Here is a 21,070-nt window from a genome sequence, read left to right as displayed (position 1 = left end):
GCCCGCACCCTCGTCCCAAACCGGGACAGCCTTCGCGAGTCGCCCGGCCGGGTGACTTCTGGCCGGGGGACAGGGAAGAATGCGCCAAGTATTCGGGGTGGGCGGAGGTCGAACCAGCCGCCCGGTGACTGCTGCACATGGGAGCGTACGGGTGACGACCATCAACGGGCAGGGCTCGGAGCAGCCGACGGCGGACCGGCACGAGCGCCGGGAGCCTGCCGGGCTGGCGGAGTTGACGGCGGTGGTCGACCGGGTCCGGGCGTCCGTCGAGAGCGTGATCGAGGGCAAGCCCGAGGCGGTCCGGATCGCGCTGACCGTGCTGCTCGCCGAGGGCCACCTGCTGCTGGAGGACGTGCCCGGCGTCGGCAAGACCATGCTCGCCAAGGCGCTGGCCCGCTCGGTGGACTGCACGGTCCGCCGGATCCAGTTCACCCCGGACCTGCTGCCGTCCGACGTCACCGGCACCAACGTCTTCGACCAGCACCAGCGGGACTTCGAGTTCCGGCCCGGCGCGATCTTCGCGCAGATCGTGGTCGGCGACGAGATCAACCGGGCCTCGCCGAAAACCCAGTCGGCGCTGCTGGAGTCGATGGAGGAGCGTCAGGTCACCATCGACGGCACCTCCTACGAGCTGCCCTCGCCGTTCATGGTGATCGCCACCCAGAACCCGGTCGAGATGGAGGGCACCTACGCCCTGCCGGAGGCCCAGCGCGACCGCTTCATGGCCCGCATCTCGATCGGCTACCCGAGCCCCGAGGCCGAGTACGCGATGCTCGACCTGCACTCGGCCGCCAACCCGCTGGACAAGCTGCAGCCGGTCGCGCACGCCTCCGACCTGCTCAAGCTGATCAGCGTGGTCAAGGGCGTGTACGTCTCCGACCCGGTCCGCCGGTACGCCGTCGACCTGGTCGCCGCCACCCGCAACACCCCCGAACTGCGGCTCGGCGCCTCCCCCCGGGCCACCCTGCACCTGGTCCGCGCGGCCCGCGCGCACGCCGCCCTGGACGGCCGCGACTACGTGCTGCCGGACGACATCCAGGCGCTGGCCGTGCCGGTGCTGGCGCACCGTCTGCTGCCCACCTCGGAGACCCAGCTGAGCCGCCGCACCGTGGAGAACGTGGTGCTCGACCTGGTGTCCCGACTGCCGCTCCCGCGTCCGCAGGGCCGCTGAGGTGGCGGGCCCCACCCGGCCCTCCGGGCTGCGCGCCGCCCTGAGCGGGCTCACCACCCGCGGACGTTCCTTCCTGGCCGCGGGCCTGACCGCCGCGCTCTGCGCTTACCTGTTCGGGCAGAGCGCGCTGTTCCAGGTCGGCGTGCTGCTCGCGATGCTGCCGCTGGCCTCCGCGCTGCTGCTGGTGCGCACCCGTTACCGGGTCGCCTCCGGCCGCCGGCTCAGCCCGCAGCGTGCGGCGGCCGGGCAGGAGGCCCGGGTGCACCTGCGGCTGGACAACATCTCCCGGGTGCCCACCGGCCTGCTGCTGCTGGAGGACAAGGTCCCGTACGTGCTGGGGCCCCGTCCGCGCTTCGTGCTGGACCGGGTCGAGCCGCGCGGCTTCCGCGAGGTGTCCTACCGGGTCCGCTCCGACCTGCGCGGCCGCTACCCGCTCGGCCCGCTGCAGCTGCGGCTGTCCGACCCGTTCGGGATGTGCGAGCTGACCCGCGCGTTCAGCGCCGCCGATGTGCTCACCGTGGTCCCGCAGGTCCAGGACCTGCCGCCGGTGCGGCTGCCCGGTGAGTCCGCCGGGCAGGGCGAGTCCAACACGCACACGCTGGCGCTGGCCGGCGACGACGACGTGATCCCGCGCGAGTACCGGCACGGCGACGACCTGCGACGGGTGCACTGGAAGTCCACCGCCCGCTACGGCGAGCTGATGGTCCGCCGGGAGGAGCAGCCGCTCAGGGCCCGCGCCACCGTGCTGCTGGACACCCGGGAGATCGCGCACCGCGGCTCCGGCCCGGCCTCCTCGTTCGAGTGGGCGGTGTCCTGCGCGGCCTCGGTCACCGTCGACCTGGTGCAGCGCGGCTACCAGACCCGGCTGCTCACCGACACCGGCCGGGCCCACCCGCAGCACGGCGCCTCCGCCACCACCGCCGCCGAGAGCGTCGGCGTGCTGCTGGACGCCCTCGCCGTGGTCGAGCACTCCGACGGCACCGGCCTGGCCCGCGCCGAGGAGGTGCTGCGGCTGGGCGGCGAGGGCCTGCTGGTGGCGATCGTCGGCGACCTCGACGACGAGCAGATCGAGCGCCTGTCCCGGCTGCGCCGCCGCGTGGGCGGCGCGGTCGCCCTGCTGCTGGACACCGGCACCTGGGCGGGCCTGCGGCACCTCTTCCCGGACGCGTCCGACGAGCAGACCGACTCGGCGGTCGGCCGGCTGCGCGCGGCCGGCTGGACCGTCCTCCCGGTGCGGGCCGGCGACTCGCTGCCCGCGCTGTGGCGGGCCGCCGACCGCACCCAGAACTCCGTTCCCTACCGAGACGAGGTCGGCGCGTGACCACCCGGGCCAAGTTGACGCTCTGCGCTGCCTTGGCGACCGCCCTGGCGGCGCTGTCCCTGTCCCCGCTGTTCAAGGACTCCTTCGCACTGGCCCCGCACGGCCTGCTGATGATCGTCGCCGCGGCCGCCGTCGGCTCCGGCCTGCGCGCCCTGCCGCTGCCCCGGGCCCTGGTGCTGCCGCTCCAGCTGCTCGCGGTGCTGTACGTGCTGATGCTGTCCACCGTGCAGTCCGCGATGAGCTTCGGCGTGCTGCCCGGCCCGGGCGCGCTGGACGCCGTCTCCACGCTGCTGGCCTCCGGCGGAAGCGACATCCAGGAGTACGCGATCCCCGCCCCGACCACCGACGGCCTGCGGCTGGTCGTGGTCGGCTCGGTCACCCTGGTCGCCGTCCTGGTCGACGCCCTGGCCGTCACCTACCGCCGGGCCGCCGCCGCGGGCCTGCCGCTGCTTGCCCTGTACTCGGTGGGCTGCGGCCTGGCCGACTCGCCCGGCGGCATGTGGCTGTGGTTCCTGTTCGCCGCGGCCGGCTACCTGGTCCTGCTGTACACCGAGGGTCAGGACCGGCTCACCCGCTGGGGCCGGGTCTTCCACGGCACCGGCCGCTCCGCCGTGGCGATGTCCAACGGCGGCCGCCGGGTCGGTCTGATCGCGCTGGCCGCCGCCGTCCTGCTGCCGGCCCTCGCGCCCGCGACCGGCGCCGGACTGTTCGGCGGCTTCGGCGGCCAGGGCAACGGCAACGGGACGGGCACCGGGGCGGGCGACGAACGCTCGCTCAACCTGGTGGTCGCCCTCACCGCCAACCTGCGCGCCAACGACGACACCGAACTGCTGCGCTTCTCCACCAACGCCACCGACGCCGACCAGCTCTACCTGCGGGTCGCCGCGCTCAGCGAGTTCGACGGCGCGGAGTGGAAGGCCGGCGAGCAGTCCGCCGAGCCGCTGCCGACCACGCTGCCCCAGCCCGAGGGCCAGGGCCCCGGCATCTCCAACACCACGGTCAACACCAACATCAAGATCTCCGACCGGCTCGGCACCACCTGGCTGCCGATGCCGTACCCGGTGTCCTGGATGGAACTGCCGTCCACCAGCAACTGGCGCTTCGACAAGACCTCCCGCACCGTGGCCGCCGTCAACGGCCAGAAGACCAACGGTCTGTCGTACAGGGTCGGCTCGTACAGCGTCGCCGCCGACGCCACCCAACTGCGCGCGGCCGCCCCGCCGCCCGAGGACATCACCCGGCGCTACCTGGGGCTGCCGAACAACCTGCCCTCCGTGGTCGGCGAGACCGCCAAGAAGATCACCCAGGGCGCCGACAACCCGTACGACAAGGCCGTCGCCCTCCAGCAGTACTTCACCAAGGGCGACTTCACCTACAACACCAAGATCGAACCGCGTACCGGGCCGGACGCCATCGCCAAGTTCCTCCAGGACAAGGAGGGCTTCTGCGTGCACTTCGCCGCCACCATGGCCGCGATGTCCCGCGAGCTCGGCATCCCCTCCCGGGTCGCCATCGGCTTCACCCCCGGCACCGGCGACGCCTCCAACCGGATCGTGCGCAGCTCCAACTACCACGCGTGGCCCGAGCTGTACTTCTCCGGCCTCGGCTGGATGCGCTTCGAGCCCACCCCCGGCCGGGGCACCGTCCCGCTGTACTCGCTCCCGAAGACCGCCAACTCGGCCCAGCCCAGCACCCAGCCCAGCGCCTCCGCGTCCGCCGACCAGCCCTCCGCCGGGCCGTCCGCGTCCAGCTCCTGCGGCACGCAGCAGCAGCACCGGATCGGCGACTGCGCCGACGAGGCCGTGCTCGCCGAGCACCGGACCACCAGCACCCCGTGGTGGCAGACCTGGCCCGCCCTGCTCGCCGCGGCCGGCCTGCTCCTGCTGCTCGTCCTGGCGGCCACGCCCATGGTGCTGCGGCGACGGCTCCGCAAGCGCCGCCTCGGCGTCGGACGGCACGCGCCCGGCGCCGACGGGCCCCGGCTCAGCGACGAGCAGGTGCTCGCCGCCTGGGCCGAACTCGTCGACTCCGCCTGGGACCTGGGCCTGCCCCCGGACGAGGCACGCACTCCCCGGAACGCCGCCCGCCGGCTCGCCGAGGACGCCCACCTCGCCCCCGCCGCCGCCGAGGCCGCCGGCCGGGTCGCGCTCGCCACCGAACGCGTCATGTACGCCCGCGAGTCCGACCCGTCCCCGCAACTCGGCAGCGACGTCCACACCGTCCGTACGGGCCTGCTCACCCAGGCCACCCGCCGCCGGCGGCTGCGCGCCCTGCTGCTGCCCGCCTCCACCGTCCGTTTCTGGTGGCGCACCCAGGACCGCGTGGCCGCCCTCCGCGAACGCACCGCCGAACGCACGGCCAGGGTCCGCGCGGCGGTCCGCGACCGGCTGCCCCGGCCGTTCCGGCGGGCGCCGAAGGACTGACCGCCCCGGCAGTGCGAAAAGAGATCCGCCCGAGGAGGGAAACTCCCTCCTCGGGCGGATCTCTGTATTGGTTCCGGTTGCGCTACAGCCCGCTCTGCTCATCGCGGCGCCGCTGCCAGCGCTGTTCCATTCGGTCCACGACACCGGTCTTCCGGCGAGGCGCTGCCGCCTGCCGTGGACCGTGTCCGGCCGGGCCTCGACGCCACGCGGTGACCGCGAGGACCGCACAGCCCAGCATTACCAGGAACCCGACCACGCTGACCCAGATGACCTGCGCGACCAGGCCGCCCATGAGCAGCGCGATGCCCGCCACGAACCCCGCCGCGGCCAGGTAGACCCGCCGACGGGTGTAGGTGCGCAGGCCGGTTCCCTCAAGCGCTGACGCGAACTTGGGATCTTCGGCGTACAGCGCTCGCTCCATCTGCTCGAGCAGTCGCTGCTCGTGCTCCGAGAGCGGCACGGAGTCCTCCTACTCGTCGGTCGCGGGGCGACCGGTCCGCCACCCCTGGCTCGGGCCTGTGTGGTCCATATGCCCCACCGGTCTGGCCGTCATGCTTACCGGCTTTACCCAGATCATACGGTCCACCGGCCCTGTTCGGCGTGGTCAATCAGGCGTGGCTCGGGCCACTGCGACGCAGGGCCCGCACCTTTGCAACGAGCGGACCCGCAACTTGGTGCCCCGGTACGCGTCTCCGGGCGGTCAGACCGCTTCGGCGAGCAGGTGGAGCTGAGTGGCGACAGCGTGGAAGGCGGGCTGCTCGGCGGCGGCCAGCTCCAACTTGAGCAGGGCGTCGAACGCGCCGGGCTCGGTGTCGACCAGGACGCCGGGGACCAGGTCGGCGAAGACCCGGACACCGTGCACCGAGGTGACCTTCAGGCCGGCGCCGGTGGCGAGGGTGCCGAGCTGGTCGCCGGTGAAGCGGCGGGGCATCGGGTCTCCGGCGCCCCAGCGGCCGTCGGGGGCGTCCAGCACGGCGCGGGCGTCGGCGAACTGGCCGGCCACCGCGCGGGCCAGCACGGCACCGTTGCGGTTGGCGGCGAGCAGGCTGACCAGACCGCCCTTGCCGAGCGTGCCGACCAGGTTGCCGAGCGCCTCGGCCGGGTCGTCGACGACCTCCAGCACGCCGTGGCAGAGCACCGCGTCGACCGAGCCGGCCGGAACCAGCTCGGGCAGCGTCTGGGTGTCTCCCTGGACGGCGCGCACCAGGTCGGTGACCCCGGCCTCGGCGGCCCGCCGTTCCAGGGCGAACAGCGCGTCGGGGCTGGGGTCGACCACGGTGACCCGGTGGCCCAGCCGGGCCACCGGCACGGCGAAGTTGCCGGTGCCGCCGCCGGTGTCGACGACCTCCAGGACCGGCCGTCCGAGCTCGGCGGAGCGCCGCTCCAGCGCCGACCGCAGCACCTCCCACACCACGGCGGTACGCAGCGCACTGCGGGGACGAGTCGGATACAAGGCGGCACCCCTCATAGGCAGGACTTCCACGGCGGGAACGCCCTCACCCTATCCGGCCGGAGAGGGCGCCTCCGGTACGGCGCCGGTGCCGGGCTCAGGGGTGCACGGCCAGGATCCGCTCCACGATGCGCAGGTAGAGGGCGGTGTTGCGGATCAGGTCGTCCGCGTCGCGCTCCCCGGCGGCACCGGCGATGCCGGCCTCGGCGGCGGCGCGGCGACGGGCGCCGGCGGCGAAGTAGGCGGCCCACTCGGTGAGTTCGGGAGCGACCTCGGACAGCAGCTCCCAGGCCGGACGGATCGCGTGCCGGCGGCGCGGGCTGCGCTCCGGACGGCCGCGGACCGCGAGCACGGCGGCGGTGGCGCGCAGCGCGGCGAGATGGGCGGTGGCGTAGCGCTCCAGCGGATCCTGCCGGCCGCGGGCGTGCACCAGGGTGCGGTGCGCGTGCCGGAGCAGTTCGAGCGCGGCCGGCGAGGCGGGAACCCGCCGCAGCACCGGGTGGACGTCGGCTCCGCGCGCGGCGGGCAGGGTGGGCTGGTCGACGGTGGGTTGATCGACGGCAGGGCGGGCGACAGGCTCAGGACGGCTGATGGTCATGGGTCTCCCCCGTTCACTCCGGACCTTGCCCGGGCCGGTCGGCCCGGTCATGCATCCATCGTGAACGGGGGGTCTGACAACTCCGGACCGTTCGTGCCCGGCCGGTCGTCCCCACGGCCGCTCCCCCGGTCGAAGCCGGGCTCCGCCGCCCCGTGTCGGCGGTGCCCGGCCCCGTCGGGCGGCCATTTGGTCGCGCCCAGGGCCTGTGGTGCGGGCCAGCTGTCCCCCGTTGACGGTGGCCTGCCCCGGGCGCTTCGGGCGGCTCACCCGGCGGCGGCCTTCCCGTTGCCCACTACTGTGCCGTCGCGGCGTCACAGCGGGAACCCGCCCGAGTACTCAACCGGTGATCTGAGTACGCGTACTCAGACACCCCCGGCGGTCGGCGGGGGCGGGTACGGTGGGCCGGATTTCCGCCCGAGAGCCGGGCGGGCGAAGGGGGGCCGTGGTGGGAGCCGTTCCGCTGATCTTCACCAGTGGCTGGGCGAGCGGGGTCAACGCCTACGCCGTGGTGCTGCTGCTGGGCCTGTTCGGCCGCTTCGGCGGCGCCGAGACGGTACCGCCGGTGCTGGAACGCACCGACGTGCTGATCGCCGCCGCGGCGCTCTTCCTCTGCGAGGCCGTGCTGGACAAGATCCCCTACGTCGACAGCGTCTGGGACGTCCTGCACACCTTCGTCCGCCCCATCGCCGGCGCCACCGTCGGCGCCCTGATGGCGGCCCACGACCCCGGCTCCCTCGGCGAAGTCGCCGCCGGCGCGATCGGCGGAACGACGGCCCTGCTCAGCCACGGCGTCAAGGCGGGCCTGCGAATGGCCGTGAACACCTCCCCGGAACCCGCCACCAACATCCTGGTCAGCCTCGCCGAAGACCTCTCCGTGGCGGGCCTGGTGACCCTCGCGGTCTTCCACCCCTGGCTCGCCGCCTCGGCGGCGGCGGTCCTGCTGCTGCTCGGCGTGCTGCTGGTGTGGTTCGCGGTGTCCCGGATCCGACGCTTCTGGCTGCGCCGCAAGGAGCGCCGGCAGGCGAAGGCAAGGGTGCGAAACCAAGGAGAGCGCAACGAGGGGCGCGGGGAACTGCGCGAGGCGGAAGGCACCCGGCAGCAAGATCGCGACCCCGCACAGTGAGCTGAACGTGGACGCGCCCTCGCAGGCGGGCACTCCCCGGCAGCGCCACGTGAAGGCCGCATAAGATCTCCTGCCATGGCTCGCATTCTCGTCGTCGGCGCAGGTATGGGCGGTCTGGCCGCCGCGTCCAGGCTGGCCACTCTCGGGCACCGGGTGACGGTGCTGGAGGCGGCCGGGACGTACGGCGGGCAGGTGGGGGCGTACCGGCGGGAGGGGTTCGGGTTCGACACCGGGCCGGGTCTGCTCGCGCTGCCCGCGGTGTACCGGGACCTCGCGCTGAAGACCGGCCGGGAGCCGCTGGAGCAGCTGCTCGGGTTGCGGCCGGTGGATCCGGAGAGCCGGCACCTGTTCGCGGACGGCACCGAGCTGGTGCTGCCGAACGCGTCCCGGGGCGGGGTCGGCGAGGCCCTGGACGGGGCTTTCGGCGCGGGCGCGGGTGCGCGGTGGAACGACATGGTCAACCGGGGCCGCACGGTGTGGGAGGCCACCCGCCGTCCGCTGCTGGAGGAGCCCCGCCCGGCGGTCGAGCCGGCCGATCCGTACCCGGTGCCGCCGCGCCGCGGGCTGTCGCGGCTGCTGCCGCGCGGGCGCCACACGCTGGCCGATGTCGCCGCCCAGGAGTTGGCGGGTGCGCCCGGCCCGTCGGCGCTGCTCGCCGAATACGCGTTGCGGTACGGCCTGAGCCCGCTTTCCGCGCCCGCCTCGGCGACCGTCCTGCCGTACATGGAGCAGTCGTTCGGCGTCTGGTACGTGGACGGCGGTCTGCGGGCGCTCGCCGACGCGGTGTTCGAGCGCTGCGAGAAGCGCGGGGTCGAGTTCCGTTTCGGCACGCCCGTACGGGAGTTGGAGCGTTCGGGCGGCCGGGTCACCGGTGTCCGTACCGACGACGGGACGCCGGCCGCCGACCTGGTGCTGTCGGCCGTTCCCGGGCTGGGTGTCGCCGCGCCCGCCGAGCCCGCGCCCGGCCGTTTCACGGTGCTGCTCGCGCTGAACGGTGCCCGCCCGGCCGGCACCGCGCACCGCACCGTGCTGCACGGCGCGGACGTCGCCGCCGAGGCCCGCGCGGTCTTCGCCGACCGCACCCTGCCCGAGCGTCCCACCGTCCAACTGCTGCGCCCGGACGACCCGTTGCTGGTGCCCGGGCCCGACTCCGAGGCGGCCGTGCTGACCGTCACCGTCCCGGCCGGGCTGGAGTTGACCGACGCTCAGCAGGACGCCTACGCCGACGGGTTGCTGGCCCGGCTGGCCGCCGCGGGCGTCGACCTGCGTGCGCGGCTGCGCTGGCGGGAGACCCGGCTGACCGCCTCCGTCCCGGCACCCGCGCTGGCCGGCGGACGGCTCGGCCAGGCCAACGAGGCGGGCGAGCCCGGCCTGTACCTGATCGGCGCGTACGCCCATCCCGGCGGCGGGCTGGCCCGGGTCGGGATGTCCGCCTCGATCACGGCCGGGCTGATCGGTCCGGCCTGACGGGCACTCAGTACTGCTGCTGGTAGCCCCAGTTGTGCTGCTGCTCGCCCGGCTGCTGCGGGATGTACGGCTGCTGCTGCTGGTACTGCTCCGGCTGGTACTGCTGCTGTTGCGGGTACTGGTAGACCGGCTGGCCGTACTCGTCGTAGCCGATCAGCTGCGGCTGCTGGGCGTACGGGTCCTGGTAGGCCTGCTGCTGGTGGCCGAACTGCGGCTCCGGCTGCTGGTAGTAGTACTGCTGCTGGTCGGGCTGCTGCTGGTAGGCGACCGGTTCGTCGGTGTAGATGCCCGCGTCGATCTCCTGGAACTCCTCGTACGCGTACGGCTGTTCGTCCACCGGCTCGTCCTCGACCGGGCCGACCTCGCCGACCTTCGGGGCCGCCGCGGCCACCACCGCCGCGGCGGTCGCCCCGCCGGTGGCCGCGGCAAGCAGCGGGACCTTGGCCAGCGGGCCGGGGAGGGTGCCGTCCGCGCGGCGCAGCGACCAGCCCACCGGGCGGCCGCGCTTGACCGAGAGGGTGACCATCGCCTGCCCGGCCGCGAAGGCCGCGGCGCCCGCGACTATCACCGGAACGGAGGACTGCGTCATCCCCGCGACCACCCCGAGGAAGCCCACCAGGGCCAGCGCCCGCCAGTGCAGCGCGGCCCGGTTCTGCAGCAGCAGTTCGGCCGTCAGCCAGACCGCGACCAGCGCCAACGCGCCATAGAGGAACAGGTTTCCGATGCCCATCCCGCAACCTCCAGACGCCACCATCACCGCGCGATTGCGGGCGACTGTACCGCCTCCGGGCAAACACCACAGCATCCCGTCCACCCGGACGGCGGTCAGTGCTTGTGGAGGCCCAGGTTCTGGTAGATCTCCAGCGTCGAGGTGCTGTGGTTGAGGGTGATGAAGTGCAGGCCGGGGGCGCCCTCCGCGAGGAGCCTCTCGGCCATGACGGTGGCGTGTTCGAGGCCGACGGCGCGGACTTCGGCCGGGTTGTCGGCGGCGGCCTCCAGGCGGCGGCGGAAGTCGGGCGGGAAGTCGGAGCCGGACAGCTGGGGGAAGCGGACCAGCTGGCGGATGTTGGTGACCGGCATGATCTCCGGGATGATCGGCGTCTCGCAGCCGGCCGCGGCGACCCGGTCGCGCAGCCGCAGGTAGTCCTCGACCTCGAAGAACATCTGGGTGATCGCGTAGTCCGCGCCGGCCCGGCACTTGGCGACGAAGTGCTTGATGTCCTCGTCCCACTCGCTGGAGCGCGGGTGCATCTGCGGGAACGCGGCCACGCCGACGCAGAAGTCGCCGATGCCCTTGATGAGTTCGACCAGTTCGTAGGCGTAGCTGACGCCGTCGGGGTGACGCACCCACTCGCCCATCGGGTCGCCGGGCGGGTCGCCGCGGACGGCGAGCACGTTGCGCACGCCCTCGTCGGCGTACTGGCCGATGATGTTGCGCAGTTCGGCCACCGAATGGTCGACGGCGGTGAGGTGCGCGACGGGGGTCAGGGTGGTTTCGGTGGCGATTCGGCCGACCAGGTTGACGGTGCGGCCTCGGGAGGATCCGCCGGCGCCGTAGGTCATGCAGACGAAGTTCGGGTCGAGCGCCTCGACGCGGCGGATCGCGTCCCAGAGTTTGCGCTCGCCCTCTTCGTTGCGGGGCGGCATGAACTCGAAGGAGAAGGAGCGGTCGCCTGCCGCCAGCAGGTCGCGCACGGTCTGGGCGCGGTCGCTTCTGGTGGAGGGAATCCCGAGTGCCATGCAGGCAGGTTAGCGTTCGGCGGCGCGGCCCGGACAAACCGAGTCCAGGGGTTGAGACAGTAATCGAGATTCCCCCGGGCGCGTCCCGGCGGTCCGGCCCGGGCGTCGGCGGACGAGTGCACCCAGGCGGGGGCGTTAGTCTGACTGTCAGACCAATCTATCCGGAGTTCCAGGTGCCCTCCTCCATCCGTCTTCCCCGCAACCCCGTCGATGCGGAGGACGTGCGCGACCGCGTCAACGCCGCGCTCAGCGCGTTCATGGCCGAACGGACCGCCCTGCTCTCCGGCATCTCCGACCAGCTCGGTCCGGTCGCCGGCGCGCTGCGCGAGTTCCTGCTCGACGGCGGCAAGCGGCTGCGCCCGGCGTTCTGCTACTGGGGCTGGCGCGCGGCCGGCGGCTGCGCCGAGGAGCCCGGCATCGAACGCGCCGCGGCCGCCCTGGAGCTGCTCCAGGCCAGCGCCCTGGTGCACGACGACCTGATGGACCGCAGCGACACCCGCCGTGGCCTGCCGTCCGTGCACCGCCGCTTCGAGGGCATGCACCGGGCCAACGGCTGGCGCGGCGACCGCGAACAGTACGGCGCGTCCGCTGCGGTACTGCTCGGCGACCTGCTGCTGATCTGGTGCGACGAGCTGTTCCAGCGCTCGGGCCTGCCCGCCCCTGCGGTGTCCGCCGCCAAGCCCGCGTTCGACCTGATGCGCACCGAGGTCATGCTCGGCCAGTACCTCGACGTACTGGAGCCGGTGGCCGGCGACTCCACCGACGCCGACGCACTGGACCGGGCGCGGACGGTACTGCACTACAAGTCCGCGAAGTACACCATCGAACGCCCGCTGCAGGTCGGCGCACTGCTGGCCGGCGCCGGCCCCGACCTGGTCGAGGCGCTCGGCAACTTCGGCCTGCCGCTCGGCGAGGCCTTCCAGCTGCGCGACGACCTGCTCGGCGTATTCGGCGACCCGGCGGTCACCGGCAAGCCGGCCGGCGACGACCTGCGCGAGGGCAAGCGCACCCTGCTCGTCGCCCACGCGATGCGCGGCCTCTCGGAGCTCGACGCCAAGACCCTGGACACCCGGCTCGGCGCGCCCGACCTCACCCCGGACGAGGTGGCCGAGCTGCGCGAACTGATCTCCGCCAGCGGCGCCCCGGCGATCGTCGAGGCCCGCATCGACCAGCTGCTCACCGAGGCACTGACCGCCCTGCACAACGCGCCGATCGCCGACGGCCCGACCCGCGAGGTGCTCCAGGCCCTGGCGGACGCGGCGACGGTGCGCAAGTACTGATCAGCGGTCCCGCCACCGCCGGGAGGCGAGTGCGGCCAGCCCGGCGCCGGCGGCGTTCAGCAGGACGTCGTCCACCGAGGAGACCCGGTCCAGCCACAGCACGTACTGGGCCGTCTCCACCAGCACCGAGCAGGCCGCACCCAGCGCCAGCACCCGCGGCACCGTGAGCGATCGGAACCGGATCGGCGCGAAGAAGCCGAGCGCCGCGAACACCAGCAGGTTGCCGCCGATCTGCACCGTCGCGGTCACCGGCGTGCCCTGGGTGAGGACCTCGTACAGGTCCCGAAACGGCACCAGGCTGACCCGCCGGGGCGCGACACCCGCCCCCGGGCCCGGCAGCAGGATCATCCAGACCCACGGCACCGTCCCGTGCACCATGGCGACCTCGGCGAAGGCGGCTCGGCGCCGGGAGAGCACCCGCACCAGCACGGCCGACAGCGGCAACGCGGCCAACGACCAGAACACCGCCGCATTGACCGTCCCGAGCCACGGCTGCCACCCGGCACGGTGATGCAACGGCCGCTGCGCGACGAAAGCCACTGCCGTGGCGAGAACGGCGACCGGGGCGAGCAGCACGGCCCGGCGGGCCGGGGATATGGGATTCACGACTGCACGGAGGCCGCCGAGCCGTGCCGCGGTTCCAGGGAGGCGCGAACGGGTGCGAAACCAGGGAGAGCACAACCGGGGGCGCGGAGAACTGCGCGAAGCGGAAGGCACCCAACCGCAAGATCGCGACGCAGGGCAATGACCTGCACTTGATCGCGACCTTGCGGACGTGCTTTGCGCTTGGCGCGCAGTTCTCCCCCAGCCCTAGCGGGCCGGGAGGTACCCCCACGCGCCCCCGGTTGTGCTCTCCCGGTTGCGCTGTCTACCGCAGGCGGGCAGCCAGTTGTGCCGCCGCCGCGCCCGGGTCCTCCGCAGCGGTGAGGGCGCGGACGACCACGATGCGGGTGGCGCCGGCGGCCAGGACCTGGTCGAGGTTGTCCTGGTCGATGCCGCCGATGGCGAACCAGGGCCGGACAGGCCTCGCGGCAGCCGCGTGGCGGACCAGGTCGAGGCCGGGGGCGTGGCGGCCGGGCTTGGTGGGGGTGGGCCAGACCGGGCCGGTGCAGAAGTAGTCGACGCCGGGCTCGGTGATCGCCGCGTCCACCTCGGCCTCGGAGTGGCAGGAGCGCCCGATCAGCACGTCCTCGCCGAGGATGGCGCGGGCCACGGCCACCGGCAGGTCGTCCTGCCCGAGGTGCAGCACGTCGGGGCGGGCGCCGAAGGCGACGTCGGCACGGTCGTTGACGGCCAGCAGTTTGCCGTGGCGCTTGGCCGCGTCCGCGAAGACCTCGAGGTACTCGAGTTCCTGGCGGGCCTCCAGGTTCTTGTCCCGGAGCTGGACGATGTCGACGCCGCCGGCCAGCACGGCGTCCAGGAAGTCGGCCAGGTCGCCCTGCTCGCGCCGGGCGTCGGTGCAGAGGTAGAGCTTGGCGTCGGCGAGTTGCTGCCGGGGCGTCACAGTGCCATGGCCTGGGCGCGGCGCTTGACCTCGGTGCCGCGGTTCTCGCGCAGGGCCTGGATCGGGCTGCCGGGGAGGGACGGGTCCTCGGTGAACATCCACTCGAGGATCTCCTCGTCGGAGAAGCCGCAGTCGCGGAGCACCGTGAGGGTGCCGACCAGGTGCTTGACCGGGCCGTCGTCCTCGATGAAGTCGGCGGGCACCTGGAGGGAGTTGTTCGCGCCGCGGCGGACGGCCAGCAGGGTGCGGTTCTTCACCATGTCGCGGACCTCGGTGATCACCACGCCCCACCGCTCCGAGATGTCGGGCAGGTACAGCCACGCGGGGACCAGGGCGTCAATCTTGGGATCAATCTTGCTCACGGCACCCAGCCTACCCACCCGCTACCCGGCGGCGGCCTTCAGCTGGACGGCCGGGTCGGCGGCGAGCGCCGGATCGAGCACCGTGCCCCGTTCGATCAGGCGGCGGCCCTGCGCGAGGTCGCGCGGCCGGTCCACGGCGAGCAGCGCGACCAGCTTGCCGTCGCGCAGCCAGAGCACCGTCCAGTCGCGCTCTGAGGGGGAGCCGCGCCACAGCAGATGGTCGGCGCCGGCGTGCCGGCCCGCGTACTGCACCATGCGGTCGAACTGCTCGGACCAGAAGTACGGAACGGGGTCGTAGGGCGTGTCCAGGGTGCCGAGCACCGAGGCGGCGACGGCGCCGCCGGAGTGCAGGGCGTGGTCCCAGTGCTGGACGGCGAGCCGGGTGCCGAACCGGGCGGACGGGTAGGAGACGCAGTCGCCGACCGCCCAGATGCCGGGCAGCGCGGTGCGCAGCCGGTCGTCCACCGGGACGGTGCCGTCGGGGTCGAGGGCGAGCGGGCTGTCGGCGAGCCAGCCGGTGGCGGGGCGGGCGCCGATGCCGACCACCACCTCGTCGGCGGGCAGGTGGGTGCCGTCGGCGAGCAGCACCCCGCCGTCGGCGGCCCCGGCGACGCCGACGCCGCAGCGCAGTTCGACGCCGGCTGCGGCGTACCAGTCGGTCATCAGGGTGCCGAGTTCGGCGGGCAGCGCCCCGGCCAGCGGGGTGGCGGCGGCCTCGACGACGGTGACGTGGCAGCCCAGGGCGCGGGCGACGGTGGCGGTCTCGGCGCCGATCCAGCCCGCGCCGACCAGCACGATCCGCTTGTCGGGGGTGAGCGCGGCGCGCAGCGCGTGCGCGTCGTCGACGGTGCGCAAGGTGCGCGCGTCGGGCAGACCGGGCAGCGTGCGCGGGTCGGCGCCGGTGGCGATCACCAGGGCGCCGTACGGGAGTTCGCCGCGGTCGGTGTGCAGCACGCCGGCGTTCAGGCCGGTGGCGCGGTGGCCGGTGCGCAGTTCGACGCCGAGGTCGGTCCAGTCGATCTCGAAGGCGGTGGCGTCGGTCTTGCCGAGCAGCACGTCCTTGGACAGCGGCGGCCGGTCGTACGGGAGGTGGAGTTCCTCGCCGACCAGGGTGATCACGCCCTGCCAGCCACCCTGTCGCAGGTTCAGGGCGGCCTGTGCGCCCGCCATGCCCGCCCCGACCACGACGACCCGGTCCGTTGCCCTCAGTTCAGCCACGGCGTCCACCCTAACCGGCCTGATGTCGGCAGGGGCACCGGCGTTAAAGTGGAGGGACTGAACTATCACGGGAGCCCGGCGCACCGGGCTGAGAGGCGGGCTGTGGCGGCCCGCGACCGTCCGAACCTGATCCGGGTCATGCCGGCGAAGGGAGAAGAAGCGCTGTGGCACATTTCGACGTGCTGGTGATCGGCGGGGGCATCATCGGCCTCGGCGTCGCCTTGCGTACCGCGCAGCGCGGGCTGAGCGTCGCGGTGGTGGACCCGTCGCCGGGCGGCGGCGCGGCCCAGGTCGCCGCGGGCATGCTCGCACCGGTCACCGAACTCCAGTACGGCGAGGAGCCGTTGCTGCGCCTGGGCATGGCGTCCAACGAGCGCTACGGGGCGTTCGCCGCCGAGCTGACCGAGCTGACCGGCCTGGACACCGGCTACCGCCGCACCGGCACGCTGGCCGTCGCGCTGGACTCCGACGACCGCGAGGAACTGCGCGAACTGCACGCCTTCCACGGCCGGCTGGGCCTGGAGTCCACGTGGCTGACCGGCCGGGAGTGCCGCCGGCTGGAGCCGATGCTGGCCCCGGGCATACGTGGCGGCCTGCACGTCGCCGAGGACCACCAGGTGGACGGCCGCCGCCTCGCCGCCGCGCTGGTCGCGGCCTGCAAGCTGCTCGGCGTCGCCTTCCACCGCACCCAGGCCGCCGAACTGGTGACGGACGGCGAACGGGCGCTCGGCGTCCGCCTGTTGAGCGGCGAGCAGCTGACGGCCGGCCGGACGGTGCTGGCGGCCGGCTCGCGCAGCCACCTGCTGCCGGGCCTGCCGGACGGGGTGCTGCCGGCCATCCGCCCGGTCAAGGGGCAGGTGCTGCGGCTGCGCGTCCCGAAGCTGTACGCGCCGTTCCTGTCCCGCAATGTGCGCGCCGTGGTGCGCGGCCAGCACCTGTACCTGGTGCCGCGCGCCGACGGCGAGTTGGTGATCGGCGCGACCAGCGAGGAGATGGGCCACGACACCACCGTCACCGCGGGCGGCGTGTACGAGCTGCTCCGGGATGCGCACGAACTCGTCCCCGGCATCACCGAGTTGCCGCTGGTGGAGACGGGCGCGGGGCTGCGGCCCGGCTCCCCCGACAACGCGCCGCTGCTCGGCCCGACCGCGCTGCCCGGCCTGGCCGCCGCCACCGGGCACTACCGCAACGGCGTGCTGCTCACCCCCGTCACCGCCGACCTGCTCGCCGACTACCTGGCCACCGGCGAACTCCCCGCGCTGGCCGCAGACTTCACCCCCGACCGCTTCCGCACCGAGGTGCCCGCATGAACACCGTCGCCCTGACCGTCAACGGCGAACCCCGCACGCTGCCCGCCGCCACCACGCTGGACGTGCTGGTCGCCGAGGTGTCCGCCGCCAACACCGGCGTCGCCGCCGCCGTCAACGAGGCCGTGGTGCCGCGCAGTTCGTGGCCCGCCACGGCGCTCGGCGAGGGCGACCGGGTGGAGATCCTCACCGCCGTGCAGGGAGGCTGAGATGGCCGACGACCTGCTGACCATCGGCGACACCACCTTCACCTCCCGCCTGATCATGGGCACCGGCGGCGCCCCCAGCCTGGATGTGCTGGAGCAGGCGCTGCGGGTCTCCGGCACCGAACTGACCACGGTGGCGATGCGCCGGGTCAACACCGCCACCCAGGGCTCGGTGCTGGAGGTGCTGGCCCGCAACGGCATCCGGATCCTCCCGAACACGGCCGGCTGCTACACCGCGGGCGAGGCCGTGCTCACCGCCCGCCTGGCCCGCGAGGCGCTCGGCACCGACTGGGTGAAGCTCGAGGTGATCGCCGACGAGCGCACCCTGCTGCCCGACCCGATCGAACTCCTGGACGCCGCCGAGACCTTGGTCGACGACGGCTTCACCGTGCTGCCGTACACCAACGACGACCCGGTGCTGGCCCGCAAGCTGGAGGACGTCGGCTGTGCGGCGATCATGCCGCTGGGCTCGCCGATCGGCTCCGGCCTGGGCATCCGCAACCCGCACAACTTCCAGCTGATCGTGGAGTCCGCGAACGTCCCGGTGGTCCTCGACGCGGGCGCCGGCACCGCCAGCGACGTCGCCCTGGCGATGGAACTCGGCTGCTCCGCCGTCATGCTGGCCTCCGCCGTGACCCGCGCCCAGGAGCCCGTCCTGATGGCCGACGCGATGCGCCGCGCCGTCGAGGCCGGCCGCCTCGCCCACCGGGCCGGCCGGATCCCGCGCCGCTACTACGCCGAGGCCTCCTCCCCCACCACCGGCCTGGCCGACACCCGGGAGCGCCCGGCGTTCTGACGGCGGGTTCCCCGCTGTGTCCCGGTTCGGGAACGGTCCGCCCCACGACCGCTCCCGCACCCGGGCCAGCTGCCACCATGGCACCTCCATGCGGAAGGGGGATTCTGTGGAACGCTCGGGCGACCGTGCCACCGACCTGCTCGGCGCGGCGATGGCCTGGGCGCCGATCGTGCTGATCGACGGTTTCCTGTTGACCAGGATCTGGGGCACGCGTCTGTCGCTGCTGGGCACCGTGCTGCTGCTGGGCCCGATGCTGCTCGGCGCCGCGGTCGGCGCGGCCACCGCACGTCGGCACCCGACGACGGCGCGGCGCTGGCTGCGGGCGGGCGTGGGGGCACTGATCGGGCACGCGCTGCAACTGGCGCTGCTGATCACGTTGCTGATGCTCTTCCCGCCGCGCATCCCCTGGTGACGGGCTCGACACCGGGCCCCTGCCGGACCGCACGTGCTTCGGCCCCTAGACTCCTCGGGTGGACATGACCATAGGTGACCCTCTGCTCGGCGTGCTGCTCGACGGGCGCTACCGGGTCGAGCAGCGGATCGCCGTGGGCGGCATGTCGACCGTCTACCGCGGCACCGACACCCGGCTCGACCGGGCCGTCGCGCTGAAGGTGATGCATCCTTCGCTGGCGGGCGACGCCGACTTCACGGCGCGGTTCATCCGTGAGGCGAAGGCGGTGGCGCGGCTCGCGCACCCCAATGTGGTCAACGTGCTGGACCAGGGCGCGGATCCGCGCGCGGTGTTCATGGCGATGGAGTACGTCCCCGGCCACACCCTGCGCGACCTGCTGCGCGATCGCGGCGCGCTCTCGGTGCGGGCCGCGCTGGACGTCCTGGAGCCGGTGCTGGCGGCGCTCGGCGCGGCGCACCGGGCGGGCCTGGTGCACCGGGACGTGAAGCCGGAGAACGTGCTGATCACCGACAACGGCATGGTGAAGGTCGCGGACTTCGGCCTGGTCCGGATCATGGGCGCCGCCGACTCGAACACCACCGCCGCCACCGAGGCGGGCCAACTGCTCGGCACCGTCTCGTACCTGGCCCCGGAGCAGATCCGCCAGGACGCGGCCACCGACCAGCGGGTGGACGTCTACGCGGCGGGCATCCTGCTGTACGAGATGCTGACCGGCACCAAGCCGCACACCGGCGAGAACGCCGCCCAGGTGATGTACCGCCACCTGCACGAGGACGTCCCGGCGCCGTCCCGCACCGCCCCCGCCGTGGGCCCGGAGCTGGACGCGCTGGTCGCCGCCGCCACCGCCCGCGACCCGCAGGCCCGGCCGTGGGACGCGGTGGAGCTGCTGGCGGCCGTGCAACGGGTGCGCCGGGCGCTGCCGGACGGGCAGTTGGACGCGGAGCCGCCGGCCTCGCACCGGCCCACCCCGCAGTTCGGCCCGGGCGAGGCGACCGCGGTGATCAGCGCCCCGCCCGGCCTGGAGCGCACCAGCGTGCTGGACGTCCCGCCGGACCTGCTGCCGCCGATCCGCCCGGTGAACGAGGACCCGCCGCCGCGCCGCCGCCGCGGCGCGCCCCGGCGCAGCCGCACCCCGCTGATCTGGTCGGCGGTGGTGCTCGTGGTGGTGCTGCTGGTCGGCGGCGTGACGTACACGCTGTCCGGCGCGGTGTACGCGACGGTGCCGAGCGTGCTGGGGCAGAGCCGGCAGCAGGCCGTCACGGTGCTGGACAAGCAGGGCCTGCACGGCACGTTCAGCGAGCAGTTCAGCGAGTCGGTGCAGGCCGGCCAGGTGATCTCCACCGACCCGGGGGTGGGCGCCAAGGTCCGCAAGAGCGACGCGGTGAAGGTGGTCGTCTCGCGCGGCCCGGAGCGGGTGCCGGTGCCGGAGGTGGCGAACCGTCCGCTGGCCGAGGCGTCCAAGGCGCTGTCCGGCGCCAGGCTGACGGCGGGCACCACCACCGAGCAGTTCAGCGACTCGGTGCCGAAGGGCGCGGTGATCTCCACCGACCCGGCGCCCGGAACGGCGCTGTCCCCGAACTCGCCGGTGGCGCTGACGGTCTCCAAGGGCATGCACCTGGTGCCGGACGTCTCCGGGATGAGCAAGGACGACGCGGCGAAGGCCCTGCAGGACGCGGGCTTCACCGCTCAGGTCTCCGGTCTGCTGCCGTTCGGCAAGGTGACGGAGCAGTCCCCGGCGGCAGGGACGCCGCGCCCGCAGGGGTCGACGGTGACCATCACCATCAGCCTCTTCTGAACCGGGTTCAGCGCAGCGGGCCGTCGCCGTCCTGCTCCTGGTAGGAGTAGCGCTGCTCCTGCCAGGGGTCGGCCCGGTTGTGGTAGCCGCGTTCCTCCCAGAAGCCGCGGCGGTCGGCGCGCATGTACTCGACCGCGCGCACCCACTTGGGGCCCTTCCAGGCGTACAGGTGCGGCACCACCAGGCGGACCGGGAAGCCGTGTTCGAGGGTGAGCGGCTGCCCGTCGTGGTGGGTGGCGAAGACCGTCGCCGGATCCGCGAAGTCGGCGAGCCGCAGGTTGGCGCTGTAGCCGAACTCGGCCCACACCATGACGTGGGTGACGCCCGGGTCGGGCGGGACCAGGTCGAGCACTGTCCGGGCGGCGACGCCGCACCACTCGTTGTCGAGCATGGAGAACTTGGTGACGCAGTGGAAGTCGCCGCGGACGGTCACCTTGGGCAGCGCGTGGAAGGCGGCGAAGTCCCACCTGGCCTTCTCCGCGTCGGCGGTCGCCCCGAACACCTGGAAGTCCCAGCTGTCCGGTTTGAATCTGGGCACCGGACCGTAGTGCAGAACGGGCCAGCCGCGCTGCCGGCGCTGGCCGGGCGGAAGCCTCGGGTCAGACGGCGGCGGCTGTTCCGATTGGTGCTGGCCCATGGCTCCATGGTGACAGACGGCGCCCGGCGAACCGTGCGCGCCCCCGCTGCGCGCCCCTTCCGGAACGCATTCCGGCGGAGGGGGGCAACATGAGGCAAATCCGCCCGGACCCCCGTTCAGACGTTCGGGCCAGATACCTCCGTACGGCCCAATCAGTGCGACGTTCGCGCAGGTCAGCGAATTTCCGCACCGGCAGAAACGCCGATTCCCGGCCGCCCGGTAAGCGTGAACTTACTGGAAGTGAACCCGACCGGCTGCCA

Annotated in this window: 21 protein-coding genes and 1 riboswitch; of the genes, 11 read left to right on the top strand and 10 right to left on the bottom strand. The window is 73.6% G+C overall.

Annotated elements, in window-relative coordinates; genetic code table 11:
* Window positions 1-160: 160 nt before the first annotated feature.
* From ACIHEI_RS23975 to ACIHEI_RS23965, 3 genes are read left to right on the top strand one after another with little or no spacing between them, the layout of a single operon-like run.
* Window positions 161-1,171 (top strand): AAA family ATPase, encoded by a 1,011-nt coding sequence (locus ACIHEI_RS23975; RefSeq protein ID WP_392955735.1) that lies wholly within the window; start codon window positions 161-163, stop codon window positions 1,169-1,171.
* Window position 1,172: 1 nt separating this feature from the next.
* Window positions 1,173-2,492 (top strand): DUF58 domain-containing protein, encoded by a 1,320-nt coding sequence (locus ACIHEI_RS23970; protein WP_396608038.1) that lies wholly within the window; start codon window positions 1,173-1,175, stop codon window positions 2,490-2,492.
* Entirely contained in the window at window positions 2,489-4,915 is a 2,427-nt protein-coding gene (locus ACIHEI_RS23965) for a transglutaminaseTgpA domain-containing protein (protein WP_396608037.1), read from the top strand. Before ACIHEI_RS23970 ends, ACIHEI_RS23965 begins: the two co-directional genes overlap by 4 nt.
* 82 nt (window positions 4,916-4,997) lie before the next feature.
* Here the strand turns inward: ACIHEI_RS23965 and ACIHEI_RS23960 are convergent, their stop codons facing one another.
* The 3 genes from ACIHEI_RS23960 to ACIHEI_RS23950 form a co-directional block, all read right to left on the bottom strand.
* Window positions 4,998-5,375: a DUF3040 domain-containing protein gene (locus tag ACIHEI_RS23960; RefSeq protein ID WP_387643760.1), complete on the bottom strand. Its 378-nt coding sequence runs from the start codon at window positions 5,373-5,375 to the stop codon at window positions 4,998-5,000.
* A gap of 240 nt (window positions 5,376-5,615) precedes the next feature.
* The gene (locus ACIHEI_RS23955; protein WP_396608036.1) at window positions 5,616-6,368 is read right to left on the bottom strand and encodes a methyltransferase domain-containing protein; all 753 of its coding nucleotides are present in this window, start codon (window positions 6,366-6,368) and stop codon (window positions 5,616-5,618) included.
* A gap of 94 nt (window positions 6,369-6,462) precedes the next feature.
* Window positions 6,463-6,963, bottom strand: coding sequence for an SAV_6107 family HEPN domain-containing protein (locus ACIHEI_RS23950; RefSeq protein ID WP_387861146.1), 501 nt, complete (start codon window positions 6,961-6,963; stop codon window positions 6,463-6,465).
* Window positions 6,964-7,408: 445 nt separating this feature from the next.
* Here ACIHEI_RS23950 and ACIHEI_RS23945 point away from each other — a divergent pair, with 445 nt between their 5' ends.
* Together ACIHEI_RS23945 and ACIHEI_RS23940 are read left to right on the top strand one after the other, a co-directional pair.
* Entirely contained in the window at window positions 7,409-8,086 is a 678-nt protein-coding gene (locus ACIHEI_RS23945) for a DUF4126 domain-containing protein (RefSeq protein WP_396608035.1), read from the top strand.
* Window positions 8,087-8,161: 75 nt separating this feature from the next.
* On the top strand, window positions 8,162-9,553 hold the full coding sequence (locus ACIHEI_RS23940) for a phytoene desaturase family protein (RefSeq protein ID WP_396608034.1): 1,392 nt from the start codon (window positions 8,162-8,164) through the stop codon (window positions 9,551-9,553).
* 7 nt (window positions 9,554-9,560) lie between these two features.
* On the opposite strand, the gene ACIHEI_RS23935 is transcribed toward ACIHEI_RS23940, so the two are convergent.
* Window positions 9,561-10,283, bottom strand: coding sequence for a hypothetical protein (locus ACIHEI_RS23935; RefSeq protein WP_396608033.1), 723 nt, complete (start codon window positions 10,281-10,283; stop codon window positions 9,561-9,563).
* A gap of 95 nt (window positions 10,284-10,378) precedes the next feature.
* Complete coding sequence (gene metF / locus ACIHEI_RS23930) at window positions 10,379-11,293, bottom strand: methylenetetrahydrofolate reductase [NAD(P)H] (RefSeq protein WP_387643745.1); 915 nt, start codon at window positions 11,291-11,293, stop codon at window positions 10,379-10,381.
* A 173-nt stretch (window positions 11,294-11,466) separates the two neighbouring features.
* On the opposite strand from metF, the gene ACIHEI_RS23925 reads away from it, so the two are divergent.
* Window positions 11,467-12,573, top strand: coding sequence for a polyprenyl synthetase family protein (locus ACIHEI_RS23925; RefSeq protein WP_396608032.1), 1,107 nt, complete (start codon window positions 11,467-11,469; stop codon window positions 12,571-12,573).
* On the opposite strand, the gene ACIHEI_RS23920 is transcribed toward ACIHEI_RS23925, so the two are convergent.
* From ACIHEI_RS23920 to ACIHEI_RS23905, 4 genes are all read right to left on the bottom strand, one after another.
* Window positions 12,574-13,179, bottom strand: coding sequence for a VanZ family protein (locus ACIHEI_RS23920; RefSeq protein ID WP_392955668.1), 606 nt, complete (start codon window positions 13,177-13,179; stop codon window positions 12,574-12,576). It lies immediately after the preceding gene.
* A gap of 262 nt (window positions 13,180-13,441) precedes the next feature.
* Window positions 13,442-14,077, bottom strand: coding sequence for a thiamine phosphate synthase (thiE, locus tag ACIHEI_RS23915; RefSeq protein WP_396608031.1), 636 nt, complete (start codon window positions 14,075-14,077; stop codon window positions 13,442-13,444).
* Window positions 14,074-14,439, bottom strand: coding sequence for an Rv2175c family DNA-binding protein (locus ACIHEI_RS23910; RefSeq protein WP_387643735.1), 366 nt, complete (start codon window positions 14,437-14,439; stop codon window positions 14,074-14,076). Before ACIHEI_RS23910 ends, thiE begins: the two co-directional genes overlap by 4 nt.
* 21 nt (window positions 14,440-14,460) lie before the next feature.
* The gene (locus ACIHEI_RS23905) at window positions 14,461-15,666 is read right to left on the bottom strand and encodes an NAD(P)/FAD-dependent oxidoreductase (protein ID WP_396608030.1); all 1,206 of its coding nucleotides are present in this window, start codon (window positions 15,664-15,666) and stop codon (window positions 14,461-14,463) included.
* A 48-nt stretch (window positions 15,667-15,714) separates the two neighbouring features.
* Window positions 15,715-15,827, top strand: a riboswitch (TPP riboswitch).
* On the opposite strand from ACIHEI_RS23905, the gene thiO reads away from it, so the two are divergent.
* The 5 genes from thiO (at window position 15,822) to pknB (ending at window position 20,173) form a co-directional block, all read left to right on the top strand.
* Window positions 15,822-16,967, top strand: a complete 1,146-nt coding sequence (gene thiO / locus ACIHEI_RS23900) for a glycine oxidase ThiO (protein ID WP_396608029.1) — start codon at window positions 15,822-15,824, stop codon at window positions 16,965-16,967. (Overlaps the previous riboswitch by 6 nt.)
* On the top strand, window positions 16,964-17,173 hold the full coding sequence (gene thiS / locus ACIHEI_RS23895; RefSeq protein WP_380481019.1) for a sulfur carrier protein ThiS: 210 nt from the start codon (window positions 16,964-16,966) through the stop codon (window positions 17,171-17,173). Before thiO ends, thiS begins: the two co-directional genes overlap by 4 nt.
* 1 nt (window position 17,174) lies before the next feature.
* Window positions 17,175-17,966 carry a thiazole synthase gene (locus ACIHEI_RS23890; protein WP_387643724.1) on the top strand — a complete coding sequence of 264 codons (792 nt, stop codon included), beginning with the start codon at window positions 17,175-17,177 and terminating at the stop codon, window positions 17,964-17,966.
* A 106-nt stretch (window positions 17,967-18,072) separates the two neighbouring features.
* The gene (locus tag ACIHEI_RS23885) at window positions 18,073-18,378 is read left to right on the top strand and encodes a hypothetical protein (protein WP_396608028.1); all 306 of its coding nucleotides are present in this window, start codon (window positions 18,073-18,075) and stop codon (window positions 18,376-18,378) included.
* A 64-nt stretch (window positions 18,379-18,442) separates the two neighbouring features.
* Complete coding sequence (gene pknB / locus ACIHEI_RS23880) at window positions 18,443-20,173, top strand: Stk1 family PASTA domain-containing Ser/Thr kinase (protein ID WP_396608105.1); 1,731 nt, start codon at window positions 18,443-18,445, stop codon at window positions 20,171-20,173.
* 7 nt (window positions 20,174-20,180) lie between these two features.
* On the opposite strand, the gene ACIHEI_RS23875 is transcribed toward pknB, so the two are convergent.
* Window positions 20,181-20,810, bottom strand: a complete 630-nt coding sequence (locus tag ACIHEI_RS23875) for a sulfite oxidase-like oxidoreductase (protein WP_392955679.1) — start codon at window positions 20,808-20,810, stop codon at window positions 20,181-20,183.
* Window positions 20,811-21,070: the final 260 nt, after the last annotated feature.

It is taken from the genome of Kitasatospora sp. NPDC051984 (genome assembly GCF_044593455.1).
In the GTDB taxonomy this organism is placed as follows: Bacteria; Actinomycetota; Actinomycetes; order Streptomycetales; family Streptomycetaceae; genus Kitasatospora.
This window is presented reverse-complemented; position numbering and strand designations above follow the sequence as displayed.

Excerpts from the sequence above, each read along its gene's own strand:
- ACIHEI_RS23950 (WP_387861146.1), bottom strand. The coding sequence starts at position 6,963 with ATGACCATCAGCCGTCCTGAGCCTGTCGCCCGCCCTGCCGTCGATCAA.
- ACIHEI_RS23890 (WP_387643724.1), top strand. The coding sequence starts at position 17,175 with ATGGCCGACGACCTGCTGACCATCGGCGACACCACCTTCACCTCCCGC.
- pknB (WP_396608105.1), top strand. The coding sequence starts at position 18,443 with ATGACCATAGGTGACCCTCTGCTCGGCGTGCTGCTCGACGGGCGCTAC.
- ACIHEI_RS23940 (WP_396608034.1), top strand. The coding sequence starts at position 8,162 with ATGGCTCGCATTCTCGTCGTCGGCGCAGGTATGGGCGGTCTGGCCGCC.
- metF (WP_387643745.1), bottom strand. The coding sequence starts at position 11,293 with ATGGCACTCGGGATTCCCTCCACCAGAAGCGACCGCGCCCAGACCGTG.
- thiS (WP_380481019.1), top strand. The coding sequence starts at position 16,964 with ATGAACACCGTCGCCCTGACCGTCAACGGCGAACCCCGCACGCTGCCC.
- ACIHEI_RS23935 (WP_396608033.1), bottom strand. The coding sequence starts at position 10,283 with ATGGGCATCGGAAACCTGTTCCTCTATGGCGCGTTGGCGCTGGTCGCG.
- ACIHEI_RS23875 (WP_392955679.1), bottom strand. The coding sequence starts at position 20,810 with ATGGGCCAGCACCAATCGGAACAGCCGCCGCCGTCTGACCCGAGGCTT.